Below are 22,926 nucleotides of genomic sequence, written 5' to 3' on the forward strand. Positions count from 1 at the left end.
AGTTTTTGCGCAGCACTGAGCACCGGTACCTGACCGGGCACAAGGGAAATTTCGGGATGCTGCCGTAGCTTCGGGGATGCCGACCGAAGTCATGGCGACGCGCTGGTCACGCCTGTGCGTGCGGGCGGGTCGCTACCGGGGCCGTCGAGTCCGACGGCCCCGGTACATATATCACGTAGCCCCGAGGCCGGCTTCCGAACTTGCGTTTTCAAGCGGCTCTCAAGCGGCTTTCAAGGGGCTTTTGGGGGTCTTTCGGGGGATCGTCGTTCGCCCCGGCGCACGTCACCGGCTTCCGCGCCCGGCCGCGTCCATGTGCGTAAAGTGACTCGTCGAACCCGTGACCACGGTGGGTATCGAGCACACACCCGGGCGACCACCGGGGATCCCGACGGCAGGTACTGCCGCGGGGCTATGCCTCCGGGGTGTCCGCGCGCCGGAGCTGCTTGCGGTAGAGCGCGATGGCCTGGTCCGGCGGATAGTTGGGGACGGTCGAGATCGCGCCGCTCTCCTTCGCCACCACGAAACTGCTGCCACCGGGCGGCGCGGGCACCGGCCGCCCGTTCCGGTCGACGGGCTTGGCGTACGTCGCGTACACCAGATATCCCAGGTCGAATTCCTGGACATGCAGGGGCGCGGGGGTGCCGTCGAAGGACTGCGGCCGGCCGAATTGCCGGCGAACCGCTTCCAGCGCCTCGTCGGGATTCGTGGGCACATTCTGCCGATCTGTCGGAGAGTTGTCCGAAGTCATGGGAACTCCTTCGTCTCACAGCAATGCGTCTGTCATCAGACGGATGTGCTGAGTCATGGCGCTGCGTCCATCGATTCCATCGTGAGCAGCCGGCCCGGCGATTGTCCCTGACCGTACTCCACAAGCAGCCCGGGCGGAGTCAGGTACCGGCTCGGTTAGGGTCATTTCCATGAGTGAGGACATCGCCGCACTGGTACGTCAACTGGCAGCCGTGGACCGGGCCGAGCGCAGAGCAGCGAGGGACCGGCTGGTCGTGCTCGGCGCCCCGGTCGTGGAGCACCTGCTGCCGCTGCTCGGTGACGAGGAAGGGTCTGGACGATCGGCCGCTGAGTCGTGTCTGCAAGACCTCGGTGCCACGGCGATCGAGCCTTTGCGAAGGGTCCGTAGTGAGGGCCCCGGAGGCCTGCGGTCTGCGGCCCTGCATGCGCTCGCGAGCCTCGGCGGCGGCGATGCCCTGGGCCCCGCAGACCGGGCAGCCGTCGAGCGGCTCGTACGGGTCAAGCTGCTGGACGAAAGCCCCGGCGACCTTCCGGCGGAGACCTGGATAGCGGTGCCACGGGCGGAAGTGAAGGACATCGTGCGGGCGTTGGAGCTGCACGACGCACGCCCCGTCACGACGGCCCTGGGGGTGTCCGCCGCCGTCCATCACGAGAATTCGCTTGAGCACCCCTCCGGTGATGGCACCTCCTCCACCGAATACCGCGTGTTCATCACGCCGGAATTCGACGGCTGGCGGCTCGTCTACGGCGCCGATTATCTCAACGACTACTGGGCGCAAGCCGTGGAAAAACTCAGCGCGCAGTGCCGGGAGGCGCACTTCTACGCCGTGGACGAGTACAACGGCGCGCGGGTGTGGTGGGTCTCGGAGAACGGTCAGGACAAGCGGGGCCACCGCACCTACGGCGATCCCGAATGGGTCGGCGAACCCCTGGAGTTCGAGCGGGATCTGATGCAGGACGAGGACGACGAACTGTACGACCCGGAAGAGGCCGAGGAGTACGCCGAAGGTGTCCGTGACCCGGAGGAGGTGGCCTCTTACCTCTCCATCCAGCCGACGACCGTCGAGGTGCTCGACAGGGTGGGCCACGGCTGGCTCGCGGTGACCAGCCCGGACGTCGGACATGGCCGTTTCCGGGGCGCACTGGACATCTGAGGGCCGGACGGGGGCCGGTGCCGCCGCCCCGGTGCGGGCGGCGGCACCGGGGAGCGGTCCGGCCGGATCACATCAGGCTCGGCTGGATCTTCCGCCAGGTCGTGTCCAGGTGGTCGATATGCCGGTCCATCTCCCGGACCATCGCCTGCTTCTCCTCCGTGGTCGAGCTTTCCTTCCGCTTGCTGTAATCGCGCTCGATGAGCTTCTTGAGCTCCTTGCGCGCGTCCGCCTCACTCAGATTCTGGGCCGCCGCGATTTCCTTGGCGGCCCGGTCGGCGGATTTGTCCGTACGGGCGTTGATGCGGTCGGCGATGTTCTGCTGCACGTCGGCCGCGGCCATACTGTCGACCTGCTTCTTCTCCGCGGTCTTCGCCGTGTCGAGCTTCTTCTTCGCCGCGACATCGGCCGGGTCGGTGCGATAGGTCGTGCTGTAGTAGACCTTTGAGTCGTCGAGTGCCTTTTCCCGCAGCACTGTTGAACACTTCGCATGGCCCTGTCCCATTCCGCAGGGCTCACGCTCCGTGTAGACGGCCTGTGGCGTGTATTTCGTGTCGCCCTGATTGACCCGCTTCAGCCAGTCGGCGAGATGTTTCTCCGAATGCCGGCCCGACACATACTTCTCACCCACCGGCACCGAGGAGTCGGTGACGTAATGCGTCTCGCGGCCGGGCGGCGGGCCCTCGACCTCCAGCACCGCGTAGTTGCGGTCCGTGAGGTCCGGACTGTTGTTCGTCAGGCTGGGCGGAACGGTGCCGAGCTTCAGGCTGTTGAGGAGTTTGTCGCTGCTCTTGCGGTGCCCCCGCACACCGAGCGATTCCTCGGCGTTCTTGGCCGCACTGTCCTTGCTCTCCGGCTTGGGCGCATCCTCGCCCTTCTTGCGGTACGGCTTGTCGACGTTCTCGGGATTCTTGCCCACGCCGTGCTGCTCGTGGAATCCCACGCTGAGCCGGGCCAGGGACGAAACGACCGCGAGCCGCTCCCCGCGTTCGAGGTCCTTGAATCCGGGCAGCCGCTGCTCCAGATCGCTCTGGGTGAAGGCGCGCGGCCCCTTTCCGGCATCGCCCGAGGTGGGGGCGGCATCACCGGTCGAGGCACGCAGAACCTGCGCCAGACTCCCGTCCTTGGCCCAACTGTCCAGATGGTCATGGACGTTGTCGAGCGGGACGCGGTGTACGTCCCGGTCCCGCCGGAGTTCGTTCTGTAGCCTGTCCGGCGGAATTCCGTACTCCTTGGACCCCTCCGCCTCCGCGTCGAGGGTGCGATCCCCCTTGCGTTCCTGCTCGGAGGTGTCGCTGTCGCCGCGGTCGTGCGGGTCGGAGTAGGGCGCCTTCTCGTCGACGTCCATCGCGTCGTCGTCGGGATTCGGCGACGGCGAATCGTCCAGCTTCAGCGCGGCGAGCCCCTCGTGGTCCGGATCCGTCCGCTTCTTCTTGTGGCTGCTTCCGTCCCCCGAGGAGGACCCGGTGCCCGAGCCGGACGGCTGGTTGTCCGTGGGCGGCGGATTGCTGGCCTTCCGCTTGCCCGCGGGGGCGTCGGGCGTCGGCGGCTGGGGACGGCCGTCGGGAGCCGGTGGCTTCGTACGGCTGTCGGCGGGCGATTGCTGAGGCCGGCCGTCGGGTGGCGATTGCTGGGGACGGCTGTCGGCACGCGTCTGGTCGGGCCGTCCGCCGGGCGTGCCCGCGGAGGTGGTGTCCGGCCGCGCAGGGGCGGGCCGGTTCTGGTCGTGGCTCTGGGGATCGCCGTCGCGCGACGGGGTGTCACCAGGATTCCGGGGGCTGCCGGTTGCACCGGTGGAGGTGTCGTGACCACCGGGCCGCGGCTGTCCGCCGGGCGAACCGTCCGCAGGGGCATCCGAGGAGAGCGAGGTGGACTGCTCGTGCCCGCGCCCACGGTCGGAGTCGGGGCCGGGGTTGGGGCCGGGCTCGGGGCCGTCCTGCTTCGGGTGGTCCTGGTTGTTCGGGCCGTTGTCCGGGGTGGGCGATGGGCCGTCCGGGGTGGGTTGTGAGTTGTCGGGGGTGGGTGACGGGCTGTCCGGGGCGGGAGTTGTGGTGTCCCCGGGGGAGGACGTGTCGGGACCGGAGTCCGGCTTGCTGTCCGCGGGCGCGTGGGGCGCGGTGTCACCGGCATTGACGCTGTCCCCGGGCGACGACTGGCCAGGGGTGTCGCCGGCCGGGTGGGTGGCGGAGTCGTTCGCGTCCGGCGTGCTGTGGTCGCTTGAGTCGTGGTCGCTCTGTGGCGGGTCGGACTGTGGCGGGTCGGACTGCGGCGGGTTGGAATCTGCCGAGTCGGGCTGCGTCGAGTCCGGTTGCGGGGAGGGGGCGGACGGGGTGTCTTCTGTCTGCTCGGACGTGGAGCCATCGGTCGGCGGGCCGTCGTGAGAGTCGTCCGACGGGTGTGAATCGGCCGACTGGGCGCCGTCGGACTGGGCGCCATTGGAGTCGTCGCCGTCGGACTGGTCGGATGTGGAGTGGTCGCCGTCGGACTGCTCCGAGGTGGAATCGGCATCACCCGACGAGTCGGAGTCGGCTGCCGGATCCTGAGCCGGATGGAGCGGATTCCGGTCGGCGTCCAGCGGGATGTAGAAGACATCCGTGGCACCGTCGGTGTTGATGGGCTGCTCGCTCACCTCGCCGCTCTGGGTGTCCACCCACACGATGCGGCCGTCGTGGTTGACGGCGTTGAACGCATGGCCGCCGCCCCCGTCCCAGTTGACCTGCACGATCGCGGACGAGCCCGGACCGGCGTTCAGGAGGTCCTGGGCGATCGCGGCGTGACCGTCGGGGCTGGTGCCGGCATAGGAGTGCGGCGCGCCTGTCCAGTCGATGATGTTCTCGTTGGCATCCGTCTCGGGTGACCAGCGGTCCGGGTTCCCGTCCGCGTCAAGGTCCGGGGTGCGAGGCGCTGAGACCTGCGGGTTTCCGTACCAGGTGTCGAGGAACGAACGGCTACAGTCGGCACAGTTGTTGGAACGGCCGGGCACATTCGTACCGCCGTCGTTCTGCAACTGGGCCCAGTCCCCGAACGGATCGGGAAAGCGCTGGGGAGTGCCGTCGTCGTTCCGCGGGATGGCGTCCTCGAGCGCCTGCTGATCCGCGGGGTCGGGCGGCAACAGGCCACCAGGTGCCTCCTGGATACCGTCTCGTACGTCCTGGAGGCTGGGCCGGTCGTCCTGCGGGTCGGGATCGGAGTCCGACTCTGATGATGAGTCCGGGTCCGAGTCCGGGTCAGGGGACGGTTCCGAGTCCGTGTTTGTGTCCGGGCTCGGGTCCGAGTCCGAGTGTGAGTCCTGCTCCGGGCTCGAGTCGGTGTCGGAGTCCGAGTCCGATTCCGTGTCGGGGTCCGACTCCGTGTGGGGGTCCGCGTCGGACGGGTCCTTGTCGCCGGAGTCGGAGTCGTCGGCCTGGGGGACGTCGTTCTTGCTGTCGCTGTCGCTGTCGCTGTCGCTGTCGCTGTCGCTCTTGCCGTTGTCGGGCTGTTGGTCCTCGGGCTTGCCCTCGTCGGACTGGGTGTCCTCCGGCTTGTTGGCATGGGGCTGAGCGTCGTTCTGGTGCTCGGAGTCAGGACCGGGCTTGTCGGCCTCGGGCTTGTCGGCTTCGGGCTTGCCGGGCTCCGGTGTCTTCGTGTCGTGGTCGGGCGTGGGCGGTGTGTCGTCGCCCCGTGGGTGCTGCGGATCGGGGGTGCGCTGGTCCGGAGCATTCTGGTCGGGGCCGTGCTGCTCCGGCACCCTGCTCGGTGGTGGAGTCTGCGGCTGCTGAGGGGACGACTCATTGCCGCGCGGCTGCTCGGCACGCGGTGGTTCGGCGCGCGGAGGCGTCGGCCGGGGACGCGACGACTGGTCGGGAGCACCGGGCCGTTGACGCGGGGGAGCGCTGCGTGGATCACCGTAGGGCGCGGTGCGGGGGTCCCGGGCGGGCGTGCCGCGGGGCGGGGCGCCGTGGCCGGCCGGGGTGGAGCGCGGGGGCGCGGAGGCGGGCGGAGCACCTGCTGAAGCGTGTGCGCCGGCGGGGGCACTCGGGGTGGGCACGGGGCCACCGCCCATGGCCACGCCGGGCGGCGCAGTGGGAGCGGCGGAAGCGGGCGCGGAATTGGACGGATCGCCGCCGGTCTGAGATGCGGGCGGCATACCGGTGGGAGGCGGCGCGAAGGTGGTCGCGCTGTCCGTGTGCGTGGTGACGTCGCTGTCGTCGTTCGCCGGGTGGGGGCTGTGCTGCTGGGGCGAGCCGTAGGAGGAAGCGGGCGAGGCGTGCGCGGCGGCCGCATGAGGCATGGCGCCCGAGGGCATACCGGCCCGGCCACCGCTCCCGTTGGAGCTGTTGCCGTTGTCGTGCTGCGACGGCGACTGGGAGGAGTCCGATCCCGCCGGTGCGTTGCCCGGTGTGTTACCTGGTGCGTTGTCCGGGGCGGGCGACGGGGAGGGGACGTTCGCCTCCGGACGGCTCGCGGCATCCGGTGATGGCGAGGGGGACGGCGACGAAGAGGGTGACGGCGCATGTTGCGGTGACTGGTGGGAGTCGGGGTTCGAGTCACCGGCACCGGAGGTGGCGTGATGCACCGGGCCAGAGGGCGGTCCGTCAGTGTGGGCGGGCGTCGGTGAAGGCCCGCTGTCCGGCCGGTTACCCGTGTCGGGCGTGGGCGAACTGTCCGTATGCGGGGGCTGGGACGACGACCCGTGATCCGCTCGCGGTGCCACCTCGTCCGGTCGTGGTGCCGTGTCATCCGGTCGCGGTGCAGTGTCGTCCGCTCGCGGTGCTGTGTCATCCGGCCGTGGCCCCGCATCCGGGGAGGGCGAACCGTCGCCACGGGAGGGCTCCGACCCGGCCGGGTTGCTGTCCTGAGGAGGGCTGGTGTCCGGCGTACCGCCCGCATCGGGACGGTTGCCCGAGTCCGGGGACGGTCCCGCGCCGGAGTCCGACACCGAACCCGGCCCGGAATGGGTGGAATCGGCCCCGTCCGGCCGGGCTCCGGTTTCGGAGGACGGCGACGCGTCAGGCCGGGACGGCCCGGAGCCGGGGGACGATCCGGAGTCGGAGGACGACCCGGAGTCCGGGGATGATCCGGAGTCCGGGGACGGCCCCGAGTCGGGAGACGCGGAGGCCGACGACACCGGCGGCGTGGACGAGTGAGAGGAGTCGGCAGGGGAGCCCGACGAGGTGTCGCCGCCGCCCTGCGGTTCGCCGCCGTGCGACTCCCGGTATCCCGCGTCGAACGGAGTCAGGTGGCTCGGAGCTGGCGAGTCCGCATGCGAGGGTCCGGACCGGCCGCCACCGTCCGAGGAGTGACCGCCACCGGAATCGGGGCTGTTGTGGCCGCCGGACGGAGCACCCGTGTCGCCCCCGGCAGCCGAGTTCGTGGACGTTCCGCCGCCGGGACCGCTGCCACCCGCACCGCCGCTGTGCGAAGGGCCACCACTGGACGAACCGTCAGCCCCCGAAGCCCCCGAGGACCGCGAGTCACCCGACGGAGAGGAGCCACCCGAGGACGACGAGTCACCCGACGACGAAGAACCACCCGAGCCACTCGACCCGGCCCCAGTCCCTGCCCCCGCCCCGGATCCGGACCCCCCGGCCCCGGACGACGACCCCGCACCCGAACTGCCCTCGCCGGAACCGCTGCCAGAGCCGCCGCTGCCAGAGCTGCTGCCGGAGCCGCCGCTGGTCTCCCCTCCACCACCGGAACCTCTACTCGAACCCTCAGCGGAATCGTGCCCTGAACTCCCAGCGGACTCGTGGCCCGAATCCCCACCGGAGTTGTGCCCGGCCGCCGATTCCATCCCGTTGCGGACGTGGTGCCCGGCCTTGGCCCCCGCACCGTCACGCAGCGACTCGGCGAACGTCTGGCCGGAGTTCTTGAGCGCATTGACGCCTTCCTCGGCGCCCTTCTTCACCGTGCGGCCGGCGTCGAAGCCGTTCTGCGCATCGAAGTTCATGTTCACGGATTGCGCGATGACATCCGAGATCATGGCCTGAAGCGCCGAGACCGCGGGCTCCTTCGCCGTCTCCAAGGCCGCGTCGAGGAGCTGCTTGGCAACCTCCTTGATGATCTTCCGCACGACCGCACGGGTCGCGGCGGTCGCCGCCACGGCCGCCACTTCGGACAATCCGAAGGTGAACGGCGCCGCTGCTTGAGCCGCGATGATTTCCGCTGCAAGGATCGCCAACTGGGCGATCACCGCGACTTTCATCCCGATGACGAGTCCGGCCGCGGCGTCCAGGGCGGTGGCGATGGCGTTCGCGGCGCCACGGGCGTCGGAGAAGTAGCCCGAGCCGCCCGCGAACTTCTCCCACGTGGTGTGGAAGCCGTCGATGGAGTCGCCGGAGTTCTGCGACAGCACATTGCCCGCCGCCCGGACACCCTGATGCTGGAGATCCTCCACCCCGGTGGCGAAATCCCGCCACTTCTGGGCGGAATCCATCAACTTGTCCTCGTCCGCCGTGGGCCAGTTGAACCCGAGCATTTCAAGGACCCACTCAAGTGCGTCCGGCAGCATCAACGACACGGGCTGCGTTCTCCAGGCTGGCTGTGGTGCGGGCAGGGACGGATCAAGGACGGGCAATTCGGGACGGCGGCATCGAGTTCACGGGAAATGAACTGAGCCCCCTGGTAGGAGGTCTTGGGCCCGTCGGTGGATCAGGGGCGGAACGGAACGGAACGGGCCAGAGGCGGCGGGAGCTGACCGGAGCCGACACGGGCGGAACGGGACGGGACGGATCCGGGGCGGCAGGAGCCGACCGGCCCTAGGCGGTGGTGGGCCGCTTGAACTGGCTGATCAGTTGGCTCTCCGCCTCTTCGTTCGCCACATGCTGCTTCATCATGGACTCATTGAAGTTCTCGTCGGCCTCGTGGTTCTTGGCCATGTTGTTCAACCCGCCGCCGATTTCCTGCAACTTCGCGGCGAGGTGGCCCATCGACTCGTACATGCCGTCCCGCAGGCCTTCGTAGACGACGCCGAACTTCTCCCCCAGGTCGTCATCTCCCCAGGGCGGGGTGTCCTGGCCCTCCAGGGAGGTGAGTGCGCTCTGCAACTTGTCGACGAGGCCTTGGTAATCCTTGCCGATCCGGTCGAAGTCGGTGCCGCCCGTACGCAGTACCCCGATGTCGGCCTTGAGCCCGTCTCCCATCGAGTCCCCCTCGTTTGGACGTCGCCACCGCCACGTCGGTGCTGGAAAGTTTAACCAGCCGAGGTGACACCTCCTCAAGAGGGCTCCCGTAGAGCTCGGTTGCCGGCCCAGGCGCGAAGACGCCTGATAGGCCTCAGCAGCCCAGTTCAGACGCCTTCCGCCGCTCTGCCGTGCCGGTGCTGCGCACCTCGCAGCCGTCAGGCGCTCACGGCACCAGATAGGGCGCACCGGGATTCTTGAGGGGCTCGGGCAGCCGGATGACGGGAACCGGCTTGTTGTGCGGCCAGCCGTTGGAGGCGTCGTCGAAGCTGAGCTCTCCACCGGCCGCGGGAACGGTGCTCGCGTCGTGCAGATTGGTGATCTCGTTGTACACGTCCTGGACGTCGGGCGCTTCCTTGCCGGTCTGGCCGGTGACATTGCGGGTGGCCCATATCGCGGTCAGCACGGCGTCGTGATGCATGATCGCGTACCCGTCGTCCATCACCGAGTCCTTGAAGTTCAGATCCCGCAGGGCCTGGTGGAAGGGCTTGAAGCCGGACGGGGCATGGACGCCGCTTGTCCACTGGTCGGGGTTGGTCGCCGCAACGTCCAGGATCGAAATCTTGTTGCTCTTGAGCAGCCCCTGTACCTGCTTCCCCTGCGCGAACGTGCCGGTCGCACCGGTCATCACCGTGATCGGTATGTCATGGCCGCACTGACTGCGGGTCGACAGGGCACGGACGAGATCGGCGAGATCGCGGTCGCGTCCCGCGTAGAAGATCACTTCCGCCTTGGTCAGACAGATGTTGTTGACGGCGTTGTAGAAGAGCCGGGGAACGCCCGCCGGCTGGTGGCCGGTCGTGCCGACGAACGAGGCGCGCCGCCGGCCGATGTAGTCGCCGAACTCCTCGTCGAACGCCCTGCGCATGGTCTTGACGTAGTTGTCGTCCCTGCTGTCGAAGACGAGGTAGCCGCGGTGGCCCTTCAGGGAGGAGCCGTTCAGATAGCGGCGGAGCGCCTTGGCGTAGTCGACGTTGGACGGCGAGACCTTGAACAGACGGGGCGCGTTGAGGTCGGTGGCGGTCAGGACCGCACCGATCGCGGGGATCTTCAGCCGGCTGAGTTCGGTGGCCGCTGCCTGGGTCTCCGGGATGCTGACGCCCATGCCGGTGACCGCGACCAGGGGGTGCGCGTCGTCGACCAGGCCGGCCAGTTGGTCCACCACCGGCTTCCAATGCGTCTCGTTACGGCCCTCGTTCGCCAGGACCAGCTGGATCAGCGGCGTCTTGCCCTGGATGCCGGTGGAGCTGGCCGTGGAGAGTGCGGGGCAGGCATTCGCCCGGCACTGCGCGAGGAAGGCGCCCTCCAGGCTGGAGCGGATCTCCCCGATCGGCAGCGCGCTGGTGTCGCTCTCCGTCAGGGGTGACAGCACGGCGACCTTGACGTAGGGCAGGCGGCTCTTCCCGGACGCGGGCTTCTCCCACTGGGCGCGGACCCGCCTGTTCTCCTGCGCGATCCGGTCGGTGATCCCTTTGAGCCGGGGATCGAAGGAGAACGCCTTCTCGTCCGTGATGCCGACGCACTCCCGCAGCGGCCCCGTACCGGCCCAGTGCAGCCCCGGCTGGTCCGCCGCGCAGCTGTCGTCCTCCTCGGCCGGCCAGAAGAACCAGAGCCCGCCGGCTATCAGGGCCAGGGCCACTACGAGGGCGGCGATTCCTCGCCACCCCTTCCACCAAGGGGGGAGATCGTCGGCGGGTTGCGGGGGCAGATGCATGTGCCAGCTCCTAGGGGACGGGTGCTCCAGCGCGATCACACGTACTTGGCGGCCTCGTGCATGAGCCCGATCCGGCGGGGGACGGAGCGCATGGCCAGGTCCTGGAGCATCGCGTTGATCGTGCGATTGAGCTCGGGGTTCGCCCCGGGCAGGCGATTGCGTGGATCGGACGCCAGCCACAGCCCGACCACCAGCAGCGTCAGGGGGGTGTGCTCCGCGAACGAGCGGGGCGCGAGGTCGGCGGCCAGCTGCTCCAGCCGCAGCGTGGCGGACTGCTCCGGCACCACCGGTACCCGAAGCGGCGCGGCGGTGATCGTGTAGAGCTCGTACAGCCAGATGTCCGTATCGGAGAGTTCGACCAGACGCCGGGCGAGATGCTCGATGACGTCGTCCACGCGGTGGAGCGCAAGCGAGTGATACAGCACTTCCAGTGGGTGGCCGTGGTGGGCGTGCCAGGTCCGCAGCTTTCCGTGGACGGCGTCCCAGCGGTCCGGGAGGGCCGCCAGCTCCTGCAACAGCAGCAGGCGCAGCCACGGGTGCAGGACGGAGCTGCCGCGCAGCGGGTGCGGATGGACCCGTTCCAGATATCCGGAGCCCCGGCCCCCACGGGCCTCGGCATCCTGGGGTACCGGATCGGTCAGCCATAATCGGGTCGCGACCACCCGGGCCAGCGAATCGCGGGTGTGCAGCTGGAAGCGGTCGAGGAGCCCCGCGTCGCATGCGGCGTCGAACTCGCGGGCCGCACAGCACTCGACGAGCGCACGATGCTGGTCGTCGGTCAGATCGCGGAGCAGATACTGCCGCGCCTCTTCTTCCAGCAGCGGCCCTTCGTCGGCGCCTTCCGCGGACGGCGCGGTGCTGGAGAGGACCGCGCGCAGCAGCGTCTCCGGCTCGTCACGGCCCACGAGGCGCGCCGAGGCGGTCAGCAGCTGCCGGATGCTCCATGGATGCCCGCCGGAAAGCTGGTGCGCGAGCAGCGGCGCCTCCGGCAGCCGCCCGGCGATGTTCGTACCGAGCTGGGCGGTCTCGCCGGCGGTCAGACCGCGCAGCTGGACGCAGTACCAGCGCCAGGACCGGTTCGGCGGCGGGTCCGGGATGGCCCGTACCCAGTCGGCGTGGCCGGCCTGCTCGGGGGCGCGGACCCGTACGCCCGCCGGTCCGGTGGCGAACATCGCGGGCACCCGGCCGACGTTCGCCGCCGCGGCCACGGCCAGCAGCGGATCCGGTTCCCCGCTGGCGTCCCGGAGCTCCATCAGCAGGTCCAGGAACTCCCGTCCGCCGGGGGCGTCGATGTTGTCCAGCAGCACCACGCAGTTGCGGTCGCGCTGGCGTCGCGCGTACTCGCTGCGCAGATCGGCGAGGAACGCCTCGCACAGCCGCCGGTCCACCGCGGCCCGGTCCGCAGGCTCCTCGCTCTTGCTGAGCTGGTTGAGTTCGACGAGGGCGTCCAGGGCGGCCAACGGACCGGCGTACCAGGCGAATCCGGTGTGCCGGGTCACCCGCAGCGGCATACTGGGCGGCTGCCGGATGAGACTGGCCAGCAGACTGACGCCGGGGATCCGGACCAGGTTGAGGTCCTGCAACAGCCCGGCGACCGCGGCGACCCGGTCGCCCGCAGCGTTGGGTTCCTGGGGCCCGCGCAGCGCCTGGCGCAACTGCTTCTTGGCCCGCTCGGGATCCGTGGCGTCCAGGGACAGCTCGGGAGCCACCACGAACAGGCCCAGCGTCAGCCGTGGAAAGACCAGCGGCGTCTGCCGGGGAAAGCGGTGCGAGAGCCCGTACGCCAGACGGCCGGCGACCTCATGGGGCCTACGGGGCGCGGCGGACCCGAAGTCGAAGTAGGCGTGGGGCCGCCGCGATCCGAGGTAGCCGAGCCAGTTCAGCGTCGTGGTCTTGCCGCTGCCGCGCGGCCCGACGAGGACGATCGCGGGAAGTCCGCGCCCCGTATCAGCGGTCCGGCCGTCTTGTACGCGAGTGCGACACTCCTCGTACAGGGCCTCGATCCCCTGTATCCCCAACGGACGTTCCGCCACGTTGCTCGGCCCCCTGTGAAGACAGCGACTGTGATGACAGCAACTGTGATGTCAGCGACGACAGTCGTCGGCTGATTACAGAAGGTTGGCACGCGTACGCACAACGTGCCACCGGTTCACGCAAGGTGCCGGAGTGTCGCCTGTCGTATGGGGGTGCGGCGGTCCGCGGTTCCTGCGGAGCGGGCCGCCGATCGGCCGGCATCGGCGGGTTTCCGCCGGTTTCGGTCGGGGCGCCGACGGGCCCGCCGGTGGTCAGTTGCCGTGGTGGATGGTGCCGTTCTCGTCCATCGTGGGATGGATCTTTGTCGGGCCGTAGTCGTCCTGGTCCGAGGGGCGCGGTGGTTCCGGCCCGTCGGGCCCGGACCGGACCATGCGCTCGATGCGGCAGATCCGGAACAGGGTGTCGCCGACGCGCGCTTCGTCGGCCTGGCCGGCGGCTTTGAACTGCTCGGCGGCCTGGGCGTACCGGGCTCGTTGGCGGTCGGTGAACTTGTGGAGCAGGGGCCAGAACTCGGTCATGCCGTCGAAGAGCAGCCGCCGGGCGTCGTGGGGGGTGGGCATCAGGGCGCCTTTCGGCAGCCAACCGCGGCCGTTGCGTTCGACCACTCCGAAGCCGACGGGGAGGAGCGCGACATCGGGGTGGGAGGCGACGGCCCGCTCGGAGTCGTGGCGTACGTCGGCGGGGAACCACGGGCCGGAGTAGGTGAACCCCTTGAGCGCCAGTTTCATGGCACCGGCCATGAAGCCGTCGTCCCTGTCCGGGGTGAGGGGGAACTCCAGATCGCGTAAGGGTGCTTCCTGCCGGCCTTCCCAGGACGGGTCGGACGGTGGTGGGTCTGTGGGGCGTGGCGGTTCGAGACCGCTGGGGCCGCTGCGGGCGAACTCGTCTCCGCGGACGACGCGGTAGCGCACGCCCAGGACGGTCAGCTCGTCGACAGGGTCGTGCTCGAGTACGGAGACGGCGTCGAGGAGTTGGCGTCGCCGGCCGGGATCGTCGGTGTCGTCCTTCGCCTTGAACCACAGCAGGGAGTTGAGGCTGTCCCGGGCTTCCTGGGGCGCGCCGCTGATGGCGGGTCTCAACAGCCTCCAGTCGGCGCCCGGTTCGGGGTTGCGCGCGGCGAGGCCGAAGACGGGACCGCGGAGTGCGAGGTGGGGGTAGCGGTAGGAGGCATCGACGGCGTCGGCCTCGGTTACCCACTCGGTCGGATCGTCGCGACGTACCAGGCCTTCGTGAAGCCGGTCGATCTGTCGCTTCCAGTCATCACCCATGTGCACATTGTGATGTCTGAGTGGCGTGATTCCGGGTCGAATGCCGCAAGTGATCAAACGTGCGGTGCCGGCCCGACGCGACCACGCCGGGATCCCGGGTTCGCGCTGATCGCTGATCGCTGATCGCTGATCGCTGATCGCTGATTGCTGATTGCTGACCGCCGACCGCGACCCCGCCCCCCGACCGCCTGCTGTGCGCCTCGCACGTGGGGTGGGTGCGTGGCAAGGTGGTGGGTGAGGTTGCCTCCCTCGCTCATCCCTCGATTCCGATGTGGAGGCTCGCATGGACGACAAGGAGTTCTTCCGGGCGGTGGCGGATCGAACGGGATTCTCGCGGCAGGAAGCGGCCGATCTGACCCGCGCCACTCTCGAGACCCTCGCCCTTCGTCTGAGCAGCGGCGAAGCCCGCGATCTGGCCCTCGAACTGCCCGAGCCTCTTCGCGCCTCGCTCGAGCAGCGAGGTCAGGGTGAGATGGAGGTCTTCGGGCCGGATGAGTCGATCCGCAGGGTGGGCGCGCGCACCGGCCTGACCGAGCCGGAAGCCGCCCGTGGCGTCCGCGCGGTCCTCGGCACGCTGCACGAGGCTATCTCGCGGAAGGAGTTCGACCACGCCATGTCGCAGCTCGGCAAGGAGTATGCGCAGTTGGTCGACATCTGACGGGTCCCTCCCCCTCAGGCCGCGTGCGCACACCGCACGCGCGGGGCCCGCTGCGCCCGCGCGAACCCGATTACCTACCCACCGGGGCCGTGCTCGCATCCCCGTGAATGCCACGCACGGAAGCCCGGTCCGCCGAGACGGCCGCAGAAGACCGGAATGTGCCCCGGGCATGGGCCGTGTGCGGGAGCCCGACCGTGCGGTGCACCGGGCGGCGCACTGTGCAATGCGCCCTGTTCACTCCCCGAGTCCACAACAAATGCGCTGTTCACCACCCATGTCACCAGGCATTGCAGCGCTGGTATCGGTCGTCGGTACGGGTGTTCACACCTTCTGTTGAAGGCCGCTGCGTGCGGGCTTCGTGCAGCAGGAAATCAGCAAATCCTTCTCTGGGATCGGGCGCGTCGTGCGCCCACCGACGGAAGGACTCGGCTATGCGACGCACCATCGTCGGCACATGCGCTGCTTTCGCGGCTCTGGGGATCGGACTGGCCGGCCCGGCCGTTGCCGCTCCGGTTCCGGTGACCTCGCTCAACTGCGACGGCGACACCTACAAGTGCACGGCCAACCTCCGCTTCGGTGACAACAATTGGCGGGCCGGCTGGGGTGCGAACATCTTCCACCAGGTGACCCGGTCCGCCTATCGCGCTCCCGTGCCCGTAACGAGCCTCAACTGTGACGGCGACACCGGCAAGTGCGTCGCCAACTTGCAGTTCGGCGACGGCTACTGGCGGGCGAGCTGGCCCGCGACCATTTTCCACCAGGCACTCCGGTCCGCCGACGGCGCACGGCTTGCGGCTCCCGTACCGGCGAACACTCTGAACTGTGACGGCGACACCGGCAGGTGTTCCGTCAACCTCCAGTTCGGCGACGGGAACTGGAAGGCCGACTGGCCGGCGACCATCTACCACCAGTAAGCGGCAAGCCCCTCGGCCGAGGGGCGGCGTACGAGGAACGGGCCCGGGGACGAGCGGTACGCGTCCCCGGGCCCAGCACATGAGGGCGGCCTTCCGCGGGACCGGAGGTCCGCGGCCCGCACCCGGCGCGCGTGCCGCCCGGCTCGCGAAAGGAGTGGCGGGACGCCAGGCGCACGCCGGACCGCAATGCGGGAGCGACGCTCATCTACGTATTGTCATTTTGATCGCTGAACGCGTCATTGCTGTCACGTACGCGCCTTCTTCCGATCTCTCCGGAACCTTACCGTCGCATGCATCCACCATTCGACGGCAGCAACTTCCGCCCCGAATACCTCCGTTCACAACTCGATTGTGAAGGGAAACGGAGCGGCGGCTGCTCAGGGAGAAGCCATGTCCGCAGTCATACAGCAGCAAGAAAATCCGCAGTCCCCGGGTTCTTGGCCCGGCGGGGACGGGGGCGGGGGGAACTGGCCCAGATATCCGCGGCTCTATGAAGCCATTCCGGACTCGGGGCCGACCACCGGAGGAAATACCGTCCTGCTCACCGGGGCGGGCCTCCAGGGCACCAGCCAGGTCACGTTCGGCGGCATTCCCGCCACCATCGTGGCCCAGGACCCGTCCGGCGGCTCGGTCACCGTCATCGCACCGCCGCACGCCACAGGCACCGTCCAGGTCATCGCCACCACACCGAGGGGCAACACCAACTCGGTGAGCTACACCTACCTCGTCGCCCCACCGAGCGGCCCGACGGTCACCGCCCTCGTGCCCAACAGCGGTTCCACCGCGGGCGGCACCGCGTTCGCGATCATCGGCACCAACCTCACCGGCGCGACGGTCACCTTCAACGGCGTCCCGGCCACCGGGGTGTCCATCAACGCCATGGGCACGGTACTCACCGGCACCACGCCGCCCGGGCCCGTCGGCAACGTCCCGGTCGTCGTCACCACACCGGCCGGCAGCACCACCGTCGCCGGCGGATTCACCTACACGGCACCTCCGCCCACGGCCGCCTCACTGTCGCCGTCGTCGGGCAGTACGGCGGGTGGTACGGCGTTTGTGATCACGGGGAGCAATCTGAGCGGGGCTGCGGTCACGTTCAACGGGGTGGCGGCGACGGGGGTTTCGGTCAATGCGTCGGGTACGGCGCTGGTCGGCTTCACCCCTGCCGGAGTGCTCGGCAACGTCCCGGTCGTGGTCACCACACCGGCGGGGAGTGCCACGGTCGCCGGTGGCTACACCTACGTCGCGCCGCCTCCGCCCGTGGTGACGCTGCTGTCGCCGTCGTCGGGCAGTACGGCGGGTGGTACGGCGTTTGTGATCACGGGGAGCAATCTGAGCGGGGCTGCGGTCACGTTCAACGGGGTGGCGGCGACGGGGGTTTCGGTCAATGCGTCGGGTACGGCGCTGGTCGGCTTCACCCCCGCCGGAGCCCTCGGCAACGTCCCGGTCGTGGTCTCCACGCCCTCCGGCAGCACGGCGGTCGTCGGCGGATACACCTACGTGTGAGCGGCCACGCCTCCACCGGCACGCTCGGCGCGGCGGCGGCCCCGGGGAACCCGCTTCCGCCGTAGCCCGACGAGCGCGCCATCACCCCTGCCCCGGCATGGATCGCCCCTCCCCCCGGGGTGACCACGGCCTCCTTACCGCGCCGCTGCCGGCCACCGTCATGTCCCGCGCCATGGCGTGACCGGACCGGGAGGAGACGAGACGGGGCAGGGGTGGGAGTGCGGTTGGGCAGGCCAGGTCGGCCTGCCCAACCGGCTCCTGCTCCGGCTGCACCGCTAAGCCAGCGCCGCCGCTTCCTTCTCCGGGGCGAGGCCGGGCGCCGGCCGGTCCGGACGCAGGGGCGCCGTGCCGCCGAGGGACCGCAGCCAGGCCCAGGTGTCAGCGACCGTTTCGCCGACCGGGCGGCAGCGCAGCCCGGTCGCCAGGGCCCTGGACACATCCGCGCCGTAGAGCGCGTCCGCCATTTCACCGGCCGTCAGCCAGGCCGGCAGCTCGGTCCAGGGCTCGATACCGGCGGCGAGGATGTCCTCCGGAGCGGTCCAGCGCAGCTCCGCGTCCGCGCCGGTGACCTGCACACAGCTCTCCAGCAACTCACCCATCGTGGCGTGCCCGGGCTCGCTGACCAGGTTGTACGCCCCGCCGATCCCGGACTCCAGGGCGCCGAGGGTCCACTCGGCGAGATCACGGGCGTCGATGTATTGCAGTGCCAACTCCCGTGGCCCCGGCGCGAGGACCGGTCCGCCGCGGGCGATCCGGCCCAGCCACCACGGCAGCCGCCCGATGTTCTCGTACGGCCCGAGGATCAGCCCTGCGCGGACCAGCAGCGCCCGGTCTCCGAACGTCTCGGCCGCGGCCAGTTCACCGCCCCGCTTGGCCGCCGCGTAGTCGTCGGATGTCGTGTCGTCGGCGGATCCGGCGACCAGCGGACCGTCCTCGTCGAGCCCGTACGGGGCCGGAAAGGCGTACACCGAGCGGCTGGAGACGTAGGCATAGCGCCCGGCCCGCCCGGCCAGCAGTCGCGCCGTGTCCCGCACCGCCGAGGGGGCTCCGCTCCAGGTGTCGACGACCGCGTCCCATTCGCCCTTCTCCAGGGCTGCGAGCCCGGCCGCGGTCCCGCGGTCGCCGTGCAGGGCCACCGTGCCCGCCGGCGGCGCGTGTTTGCCGCGGTGGAAGACCGTCACCTGCCAACCCCGCGCCAGCGCCGCCTCGGTGACCGCCCGTCCGACGAACTCCGTACCGCCCAGCATCAGTAGCTTCATGACGGCGACTGTGCCGCACGGCCGCGTCCGGGGCCATGGGCGCACGCTCTCGGCGGAATCTCCGCGAGCGAAACAAGCGGAGGACGGGGTACCGGATCATTCCGGCAGCCCGCCCGTCCCGGCGACCGTCCGGGCCGTCGCCCCCCGCCGTTCCGTACTCATCCGGTCCCCGCGGCCGCGGCGGCCGGGCGGCATGACGAGGGTCATGTCCTGGGCCGCATATCCCCGCGTTCCGCGTATGCCCGGGTCCCGCATACCCCCGGGTCCCGCATATCCCCGGGTTCCACGGCTGCCTTTACCGGCGAGTAGATCTTGTCCGGGTGGCGGTCGTTCGCTACGCACATCCAAGACATGTGTTATGAAACACCTGGCATTGCATGGCTTGGGGGCGAAGTGATGGCTTCATTCGAAGGTTGGCTTGTGGGGCGTGCGGCTGAGTTGGCGGAGCTGTCCGGGCTGGTGGAGTCCACGCTCGCGGGCGAGGGGCAGGCCGCCTTCGTCGTGGGTGAGGCCGGTCTCGGGAAGACCGCGGTGCTCGAGGAGGCCGCGGCGGCCGCCGAGCGCAGGGGCCTGCGAGTGCTCCAGGGGAGTGCCCAGGAGCTGGAACAGGCATGTCCGTTCGCCTTCATTTCCAGCTGCTTGAGGCTGGAGGAGTCTCCCTCGGATGCCCGGCGGGCCCGGGTCACCGAGGTGCTGCGCGGTGATGCCCGCTACGGTCTGCCGGGCGCCAGGAGCGAGACGGCGGGGGCGTATGCCGCGACCGTCGAGGCGATGGTCGGGCTGGTCGAGGACTTGTGCGCACAGGGGTCGCTGGCGCTGTTCCTCGACGACCTCCAGTGGGCGGACTCGGCAAGCGTGGCCGTGCTGCACAAACTGGTCTGTTCGGTGCACCAACTGCCGCTTCTGGTGGTGGGTGCTCACCGGCCCGTGTCCGGAGCCGGGGAAGTCGACCATCTGTCACGGAGCCCGATCGCCGCCCATCGCACCCGGCTGGAGCTGGCACCCCTCGATACGGAGGCCGTGGCGGCCCTGCTGGCGGACCTGTGCGGCCGGCCGGCCGGTCCGCGACTGCTCCGCATGACCGAGGGAGCCGCCGGCAACCCGCTGTACATCACCGAGTTGATCGCCGCGCTGAGGCGCGAACACGCCATCGAGACCGGTGCGGCCACGGCGGACATCGCCGCCGGCTGCTCGCTGCCGCCGCTGACGGCGCTGGTGACGCACCGGCTTCGTTATCTGCGGGACGACGTGGTGCAGGTGCTGCGCGTGGTCTCCGTACTGGGCGCCGGTTGCACCACCGCCGAACTCGCAGCGGTGGTGGACCTTCCGCTGCGCGACCTGCTGGCCGTCATGGCGGAGGCCGAGGCATCCGGGGTGCTGAGGGACACCGGCGAACGCCTGCGCTTCCGGCATGAGCTCATCCGGCACGCCTTGGACGACGCCGTGCCGGGGTCGGTCCGGGCCATGCTGCACATGAGAGCGGCGCAGTGTCTGGCCGAGGCCGGGGCAGCTCCCGAACGCGTTGCCGAGCACCTCCTCAACGGGCTGCCGAGCCCGGACTTCCTGATCACGTGGCTGGAAGGATCCGCGGCACGGCTCACCACGCGGGCACCCGCCATGGCTCTGCGGCTGCTCACCACGGCGCTGGAACTCGGCGACCCCACGGATGCCGGGTACGCCAACCTCCGTCTGCACCACGCCCTTGCGCAGCTTTCCTGCGGTCTCCTCGCCGAAGCGGAGGAAAGTGCCCGCTGCGCCCTGGCCAAGGCGCCCGACCCCGGGTGGGAATGCCTGCTGCGCTGGATCGTCATCCAGGCCGCGTTCGCCCGCGGCCGCCCCGACCTGGCGCTGGCGGAGACGCGGGCCGGATGCCGGAGCCCGGGCGTACCGGCGATCGAGGCGGTCCGGCTCCAGGCGTTCGGCGCGGTGTGTCTCTTCGCGCTGGGCGACCTCACCGAGGCCGGCGCGGCCGCCTCACGCGCCCGCCGCGCCGCCGACAAGGCCGGCGACAGTCACGCCCTGGCCGGCGCCCTGCACATACTGGCAGCCAAGCGATTCCTCGAAACGCCGGACGCCGAAGCGGTGGCACTTGCGCGGCAGGCGTCCCGCCTCACGCCCGACACGATGCACCCGGCGCAGTGGATGGGGCTGCAACTCGCCCTGGTGAACTACTACGTCGATCTCGATCTCGGGGACGACGCGCAGCGGACCCTCGCGGCCATACGCATCCCGGCGGAGCACACCGGAGGGATGTTTCTGCCCTGGTACCACCTGTCCTGCGCGCTCCTCGCGTTTCACACGGGGCGCTGGGACGATGCGCTGGCGGAGATCGCATCAGGTCTCGACTGCGGAGGCCAGGACGCACTGAGCCGGGCGCTGCGGGCGGTGGCGGCATTGATCGCCGTGCACAGAGGCAGACGCCCCCTCGCCGAAGCACATCTGACCGCTCTGCCGCCCGAGGCCGACAACTCGACGGTCGCTGCCTTCTACGAGTATCTGCCGTTGTGCGCCGACGTCCTTCTGGACGAAGCGCAGGGCGATGCCCGGCGCGCCTACTCCCGGCTCGCCGAGGCGTTCGACAGTGGCGTCGGCCATCTGCCGGGCCGGCTGATCCTCAGCTTTCTGACACCTGATCTGGTGCGCCTCGCCCTGGCCCACGGGGACCATGCGAACGCACAGCGATATGCCGCCGCCGCGCAACGGCGCGCCGAGTACAGCGGCGGCCTCTACCACCTCGGTGACGCCTACCGCTGTCAAGGTCTGCTGAGCGGGGACCCCGATCTGCTCATGGAAGCCGTCCGCTGCTACCGCAACGCTCCGCGGCCGCTCAATGCGGCGCACACCCTTACCGACGCGGCGGAAATGCTGGCCCGTAGCGGGCGGCTGGGTGACGCCCGTGTCCTGCTCGATCAGGCACTGGACACGTTCACGCAGCTGGGCGCGGTCCGGGACGTGGCCCAGGCGACGTCCCGGCTGCGTGCGGTCGCCGTTCGCCGGGGCTCACACAGGACCCGGACCGGCGTGCGCGACGGCTGGGAAGCACTCACCCACACCGAACGCCTGGTGGCGGAGCACGTGGCCGAAGGGTGTTCCAATCCTGAGATCGCGGCTCGGCTGTCCATCGCCCGAAGCACCGTCAGCACCCATGTGTCCAGCATCCTCAGAAAGCTGGCGATGACCTCACGGGTCGAAATCGCCGCGGAGGTGACCCGCCGGCAGAAGTCCGGGCCGTCACCTTCGCAGGGCTGACCCCCTTCGGCGCTCGACGCGTTGTTCCCCGGCTCCGTTCGCGGAGGCCGGGGAACGGTCCGACGGCGTGCCGTCAGATCACGTGGCGGGGTGCACTCGGATCACGAGAGGAGCGCACCGCACCGGTCACCGGTTGTCGACGCACTCACGAGCGGGGCTGTCGCTCGTGCACAGCACCAGGTTGCTGCTGAGACTGTCGGTGCCGTCCTTGGCGGGGACGGTGGCGGTGCCGTCGCCGGACCAGGTGTCACCGAGATCATTGGTGAACGTCCACTTGCCCGTCACCGTCTTCATCAGCTGGCCTCGCATCGCCCAGCTGTAGTTGCCCGGCTTCACGGATATCTTGTTCGCGTCGCTCACGGTGTCGGTCTCGGTCCAGGAGTGCTCGTAGCGCGCGGAGAGCGCCGTACTGACCTTGGCCGTGACGAATTCGACGTTGACCCCGACCTCGCTGGTGACGGTGAGGGAGGTGCCCACCGTGTTGGTCTGGGACGTGCTCTGCGTCCAGGTGATGGTCCGGTCCCCGGGGTCGGTGCTGTTGTTCCACACGTTGGAGCTGACCCGCTTCAGGTTCCCCACCGAAGCCACGCTGTCGCCGGTGACGGCGTAGTCGCACGACTTGACGGTGCCGCCACCGTTGCTGCACTGCTTCAGGGCGTACGCGGTGGCCAGGTCCGAGAGGCTGGGGCCCTTGTACTGCGGGTCCGGAGTCGGGCCGATGGTCCACTCCTGATTGGCGGCACCGTTGCAGCCGTGGATACCCACGGTCGTGCCGTCGTTACTGCTTCCGCCGAACACATCCATGCACTGATCGGTGTTGACGTTCCGGATCAGGTAGTAGCCGTCACCACCGTTCGAGGGCTGGAGGTACCAGTTCTGCTTGCGGTTTTTCTGGTCGCAGTACTGCGGCTCGACGAGGTGGCCGTTGTCGGTGTTGAAGTCGACGCACTTCTGCGTCTTGTCGTTGCGGATCAGGAAACTCCCGTCCCCATTGGGGAGGATGCTCCAATTCGCCATCGGCGACTTGTTGATGACCATTTCGGTCCCGTAGTCCGGCGAGTCCTTCGCCAGATCCAGCGACGGCGCAAGACCGTCGCTCTGGGGCAGGCGCGGCGACAGGGACAGGCCGGTCATGGCGGGGGTGTCCGCGTGAGCCGTTCCGGTCGTGAGCGGAGAGACTGACGTGGCGAGAGTGGCGAAGGCGACCGCGGCAAATGCGGCCATCGTCCGCCGCACTGGCCTGTAGGGGGTCGGCTCGGTGATCAT

Annotated in this window: 15 protein-coding genes; 7 read left to right on the top strand and 8 right to left on the bottom strand. The window is 69.7% G+C overall.

Features of this window, described 5'->3' with window-relative positions:
- Positions 1 to 409 precede the first annotated feature (409 nt).
- On the bottom strand, positions 410 to 748 hold the full coding sequence (locus tag M8I34_RS24500) for a hypothetical protein (RefSeq protein ID WP_244416304.1): 339 nt from the start codon (positions 746 to 748) through the stop codon (positions 410 to 412).
- Positions 749 to 917: 169 nt separating this feature from the next.
- Here M8I34_RS24500 and M8I34_RS24505 point away from each other — a divergent pair, with 169 nt between their 5' ends.
- Positions 918 to 1,901 carry a hypothetical protein gene (locus M8I34_RS24505; protein ID WP_250052452.1) on the top strand — a complete coding sequence of 328 codons (984 nt, stop codon included), beginning with the start codon at positions 918 to 920 and terminating at the stop codon, positions 1,899 to 1,901.
- 67 nt (positions 1,902 to 1,968) lie between these two features.
- On the opposite strand, the gene M8I34_RS24510 is transcribed toward M8I34_RS24505, so the two are convergent.
- Positions 1,969 to 6,168, bottom strand: a complete 4,200-nt coding sequence (locus M8I34_RS24510; protein ID WP_250052454.1) for a toxin glutamine deamidase domain-containing protein — start codon at positions 6,166 to 6,168, stop codon at positions 1,969 to 1,971.
- 577 nt (positions 6,169 to 6,745) lie between these two features.
- On the opposite strand from M8I34_RS24510, the gene M8I34_RS24515 reads away from it, so the two are divergent.
- Both M8I34_RS24515 and M8I34_RS24520 read left to right on the top strand, forming a co-directional pair.
- Positions 6,746 to 7,024, top strand: a complete 279-nt coding sequence (locus M8I34_RS24515; protein ID WP_250052456.1) for a hypothetical protein — start codon at positions 6,746 to 6,748, stop codon at positions 7,022 to 7,024.
- A 659-nt stretch (positions 7,025 to 7,683) separates the two neighbouring features.
- The gene (locus M8I34_RS24520; RefSeq protein WP_250052458.1) at positions 7,684 to 8,493 is read left to right on the top strand and encodes a hypothetical protein; all 810 of its coding nucleotides are present in this window, start codon (positions 7,684 to 7,686) and stop codon (positions 8,491 to 8,493) included.
- Positions 8,494 to 8,635: 142 nt separating this feature from the next.
- Here M8I34_RS24520 and M8I34_RS24525 read toward each other — a convergent pair whose 3' ends face one another.
- The 4 genes from M8I34_RS24525 to M8I34_RS24540 all read right to left on the bottom strand — a co-directional run bounded on the left by M8I34_RS24525 (position 8,636) and on the right by M8I34_RS24540 (position 14,074).
- Positions 8,636 to 9,019: a hypothetical protein gene (locus tag M8I34_RS24525; RefSeq protein WP_244416309.1), complete on the bottom strand. Its 384-nt coding sequence runs from the start codon at positions 9,017 to 9,019 to the stop codon at positions 8,636 to 8,638.
- Positions 9,020 to 9,224: 205 nt separating this feature from the next.
- Positions 9,225 to 10,772 (bottom strand): ABC transporter substrate-binding protein, encoded by a 1,548-nt coding sequence (locus tag M8I34_RS24530; protein ID WP_250052459.1) that lies wholly within the window; start codon positions 10,770 to 10,772, stop codon positions 9,225 to 9,227.
- A 35-nt stretch (positions 10,773 to 10,807) separates the two neighbouring features.
- Complete coding sequence (locus tag M8I34_RS24535) at positions 10,808 to 12,790, bottom strand: hypothetical protein (protein ID WP_250052461.1); 1,983 nt, start codon at positions 12,788 to 12,790, stop codon at positions 10,808 to 10,810.
- 267 nt (positions 12,791 to 13,057) lie between these two features.
- Positions 13,058 to 14,074, bottom strand: a complete 1,017-nt coding sequence (locus tag M8I34_RS24540; protein ID WP_250052463.1) for a DUF5954 family protein — start codon at positions 14,072 to 14,074, stop codon at positions 13,058 to 13,060.
- Positions 14,075 to 14,357: 283 nt separating this feature from the next.
- On the opposite strand from M8I34_RS24540, the gene M8I34_RS24545 reads away from it, so the two are divergent.
- The 3 genes from M8I34_RS24545 to M8I34_RS24555 all read left to right on the top strand — a co-directional run bounded on the left by M8I34_RS24545 (position 14,358) and on the right by M8I34_RS24555 (position 17,152).
- Positions 14,358 to 14,732: a DUF2267 domain-containing protein gene (locus M8I34_RS24545; RefSeq protein WP_250052465.1), complete on the top strand. Its 375-nt coding sequence runs from the start codon at positions 14,358 to 14,360 to the stop codon at positions 14,730 to 14,732.
- 431 nt (positions 14,733 to 15,163) lie between these two features.
- Positions 15,164 to 15,646, top strand: a complete 483-nt coding sequence (locus M8I34_RS24550) for a hypothetical protein (RefSeq protein WP_250052467.1) — start codon at positions 15,164 to 15,166, stop codon at positions 15,644 to 15,646.
- A 390-nt stretch (positions 15,647 to 16,036) separates the two neighbouring features.
- Positions 16,037 to 17,152 carry an IPT/TIG domain-containing protein gene (locus M8I34_RS24555; protein ID WP_250052468.1) on the top strand — a complete coding sequence of 372 codons (1,116 nt, stop codon included), beginning with the start codon at positions 16,037 to 16,039 and terminating at the stop codon, positions 17,150 to 17,152.
- A gap of 275 nt (positions 17,153 to 17,427) precedes the next feature.
- Here M8I34_RS24555 and M8I34_RS24560 read toward each other — a convergent pair whose 3' ends face one another.
- Positions 17,428 to 18,411 carry an NAD-dependent epimerase/dehydratase family protein gene (locus M8I34_RS24560; protein WP_250052469.1) on the bottom strand — a complete coding sequence of 328 codons (984 nt, stop codon included), beginning with the start codon at positions 18,409 to 18,411 and terminating at the stop codon, positions 17,428 to 17,430.
- 420 nt (positions 18,412 to 18,831) lie between these two features.
- On the opposite strand from M8I34_RS24560, the gene M8I34_RS24565 reads away from it, so the two are divergent.
- A complete protein-coding gene (locus M8I34_RS24565) occupies positions 18,832 to 21,660 on the top strand; it encodes an AAA family ATPase (protein WP_250052471.1) in 2,829 nt (942 codons plus the stop codon).
- A 126-nt stretch (positions 21,661 to 21,786) separates the two neighbouring features.
- Here the strand turns inward: M8I34_RS24565 and M8I34_RS24570 are convergent, their stop codons facing one another.
- Positions 21,787 to 22,794 carry an RICIN domain-containing protein gene (locus M8I34_RS24570; protein WP_250052473.1) on the bottom strand — a complete coding sequence of 336 codons (1,008 nt, stop codon included), beginning with the start codon at positions 22,792 to 22,794 and terminating at the stop codon, positions 21,787 to 21,789.
- Positions 22,795 to 22,926: the final 132 nt, after the last annotated feature.

The organism is Streptomyces sp. MCA2 (assembly GCF_023544705.1).
In the GTDB taxonomy this organism is placed as follows: domain Bacteria; phylum Actinomycetota; class Actinomycetes; order Streptomycetales; family Streptomycetaceae; genus Streptomyces; species Streptomyces decoyicus.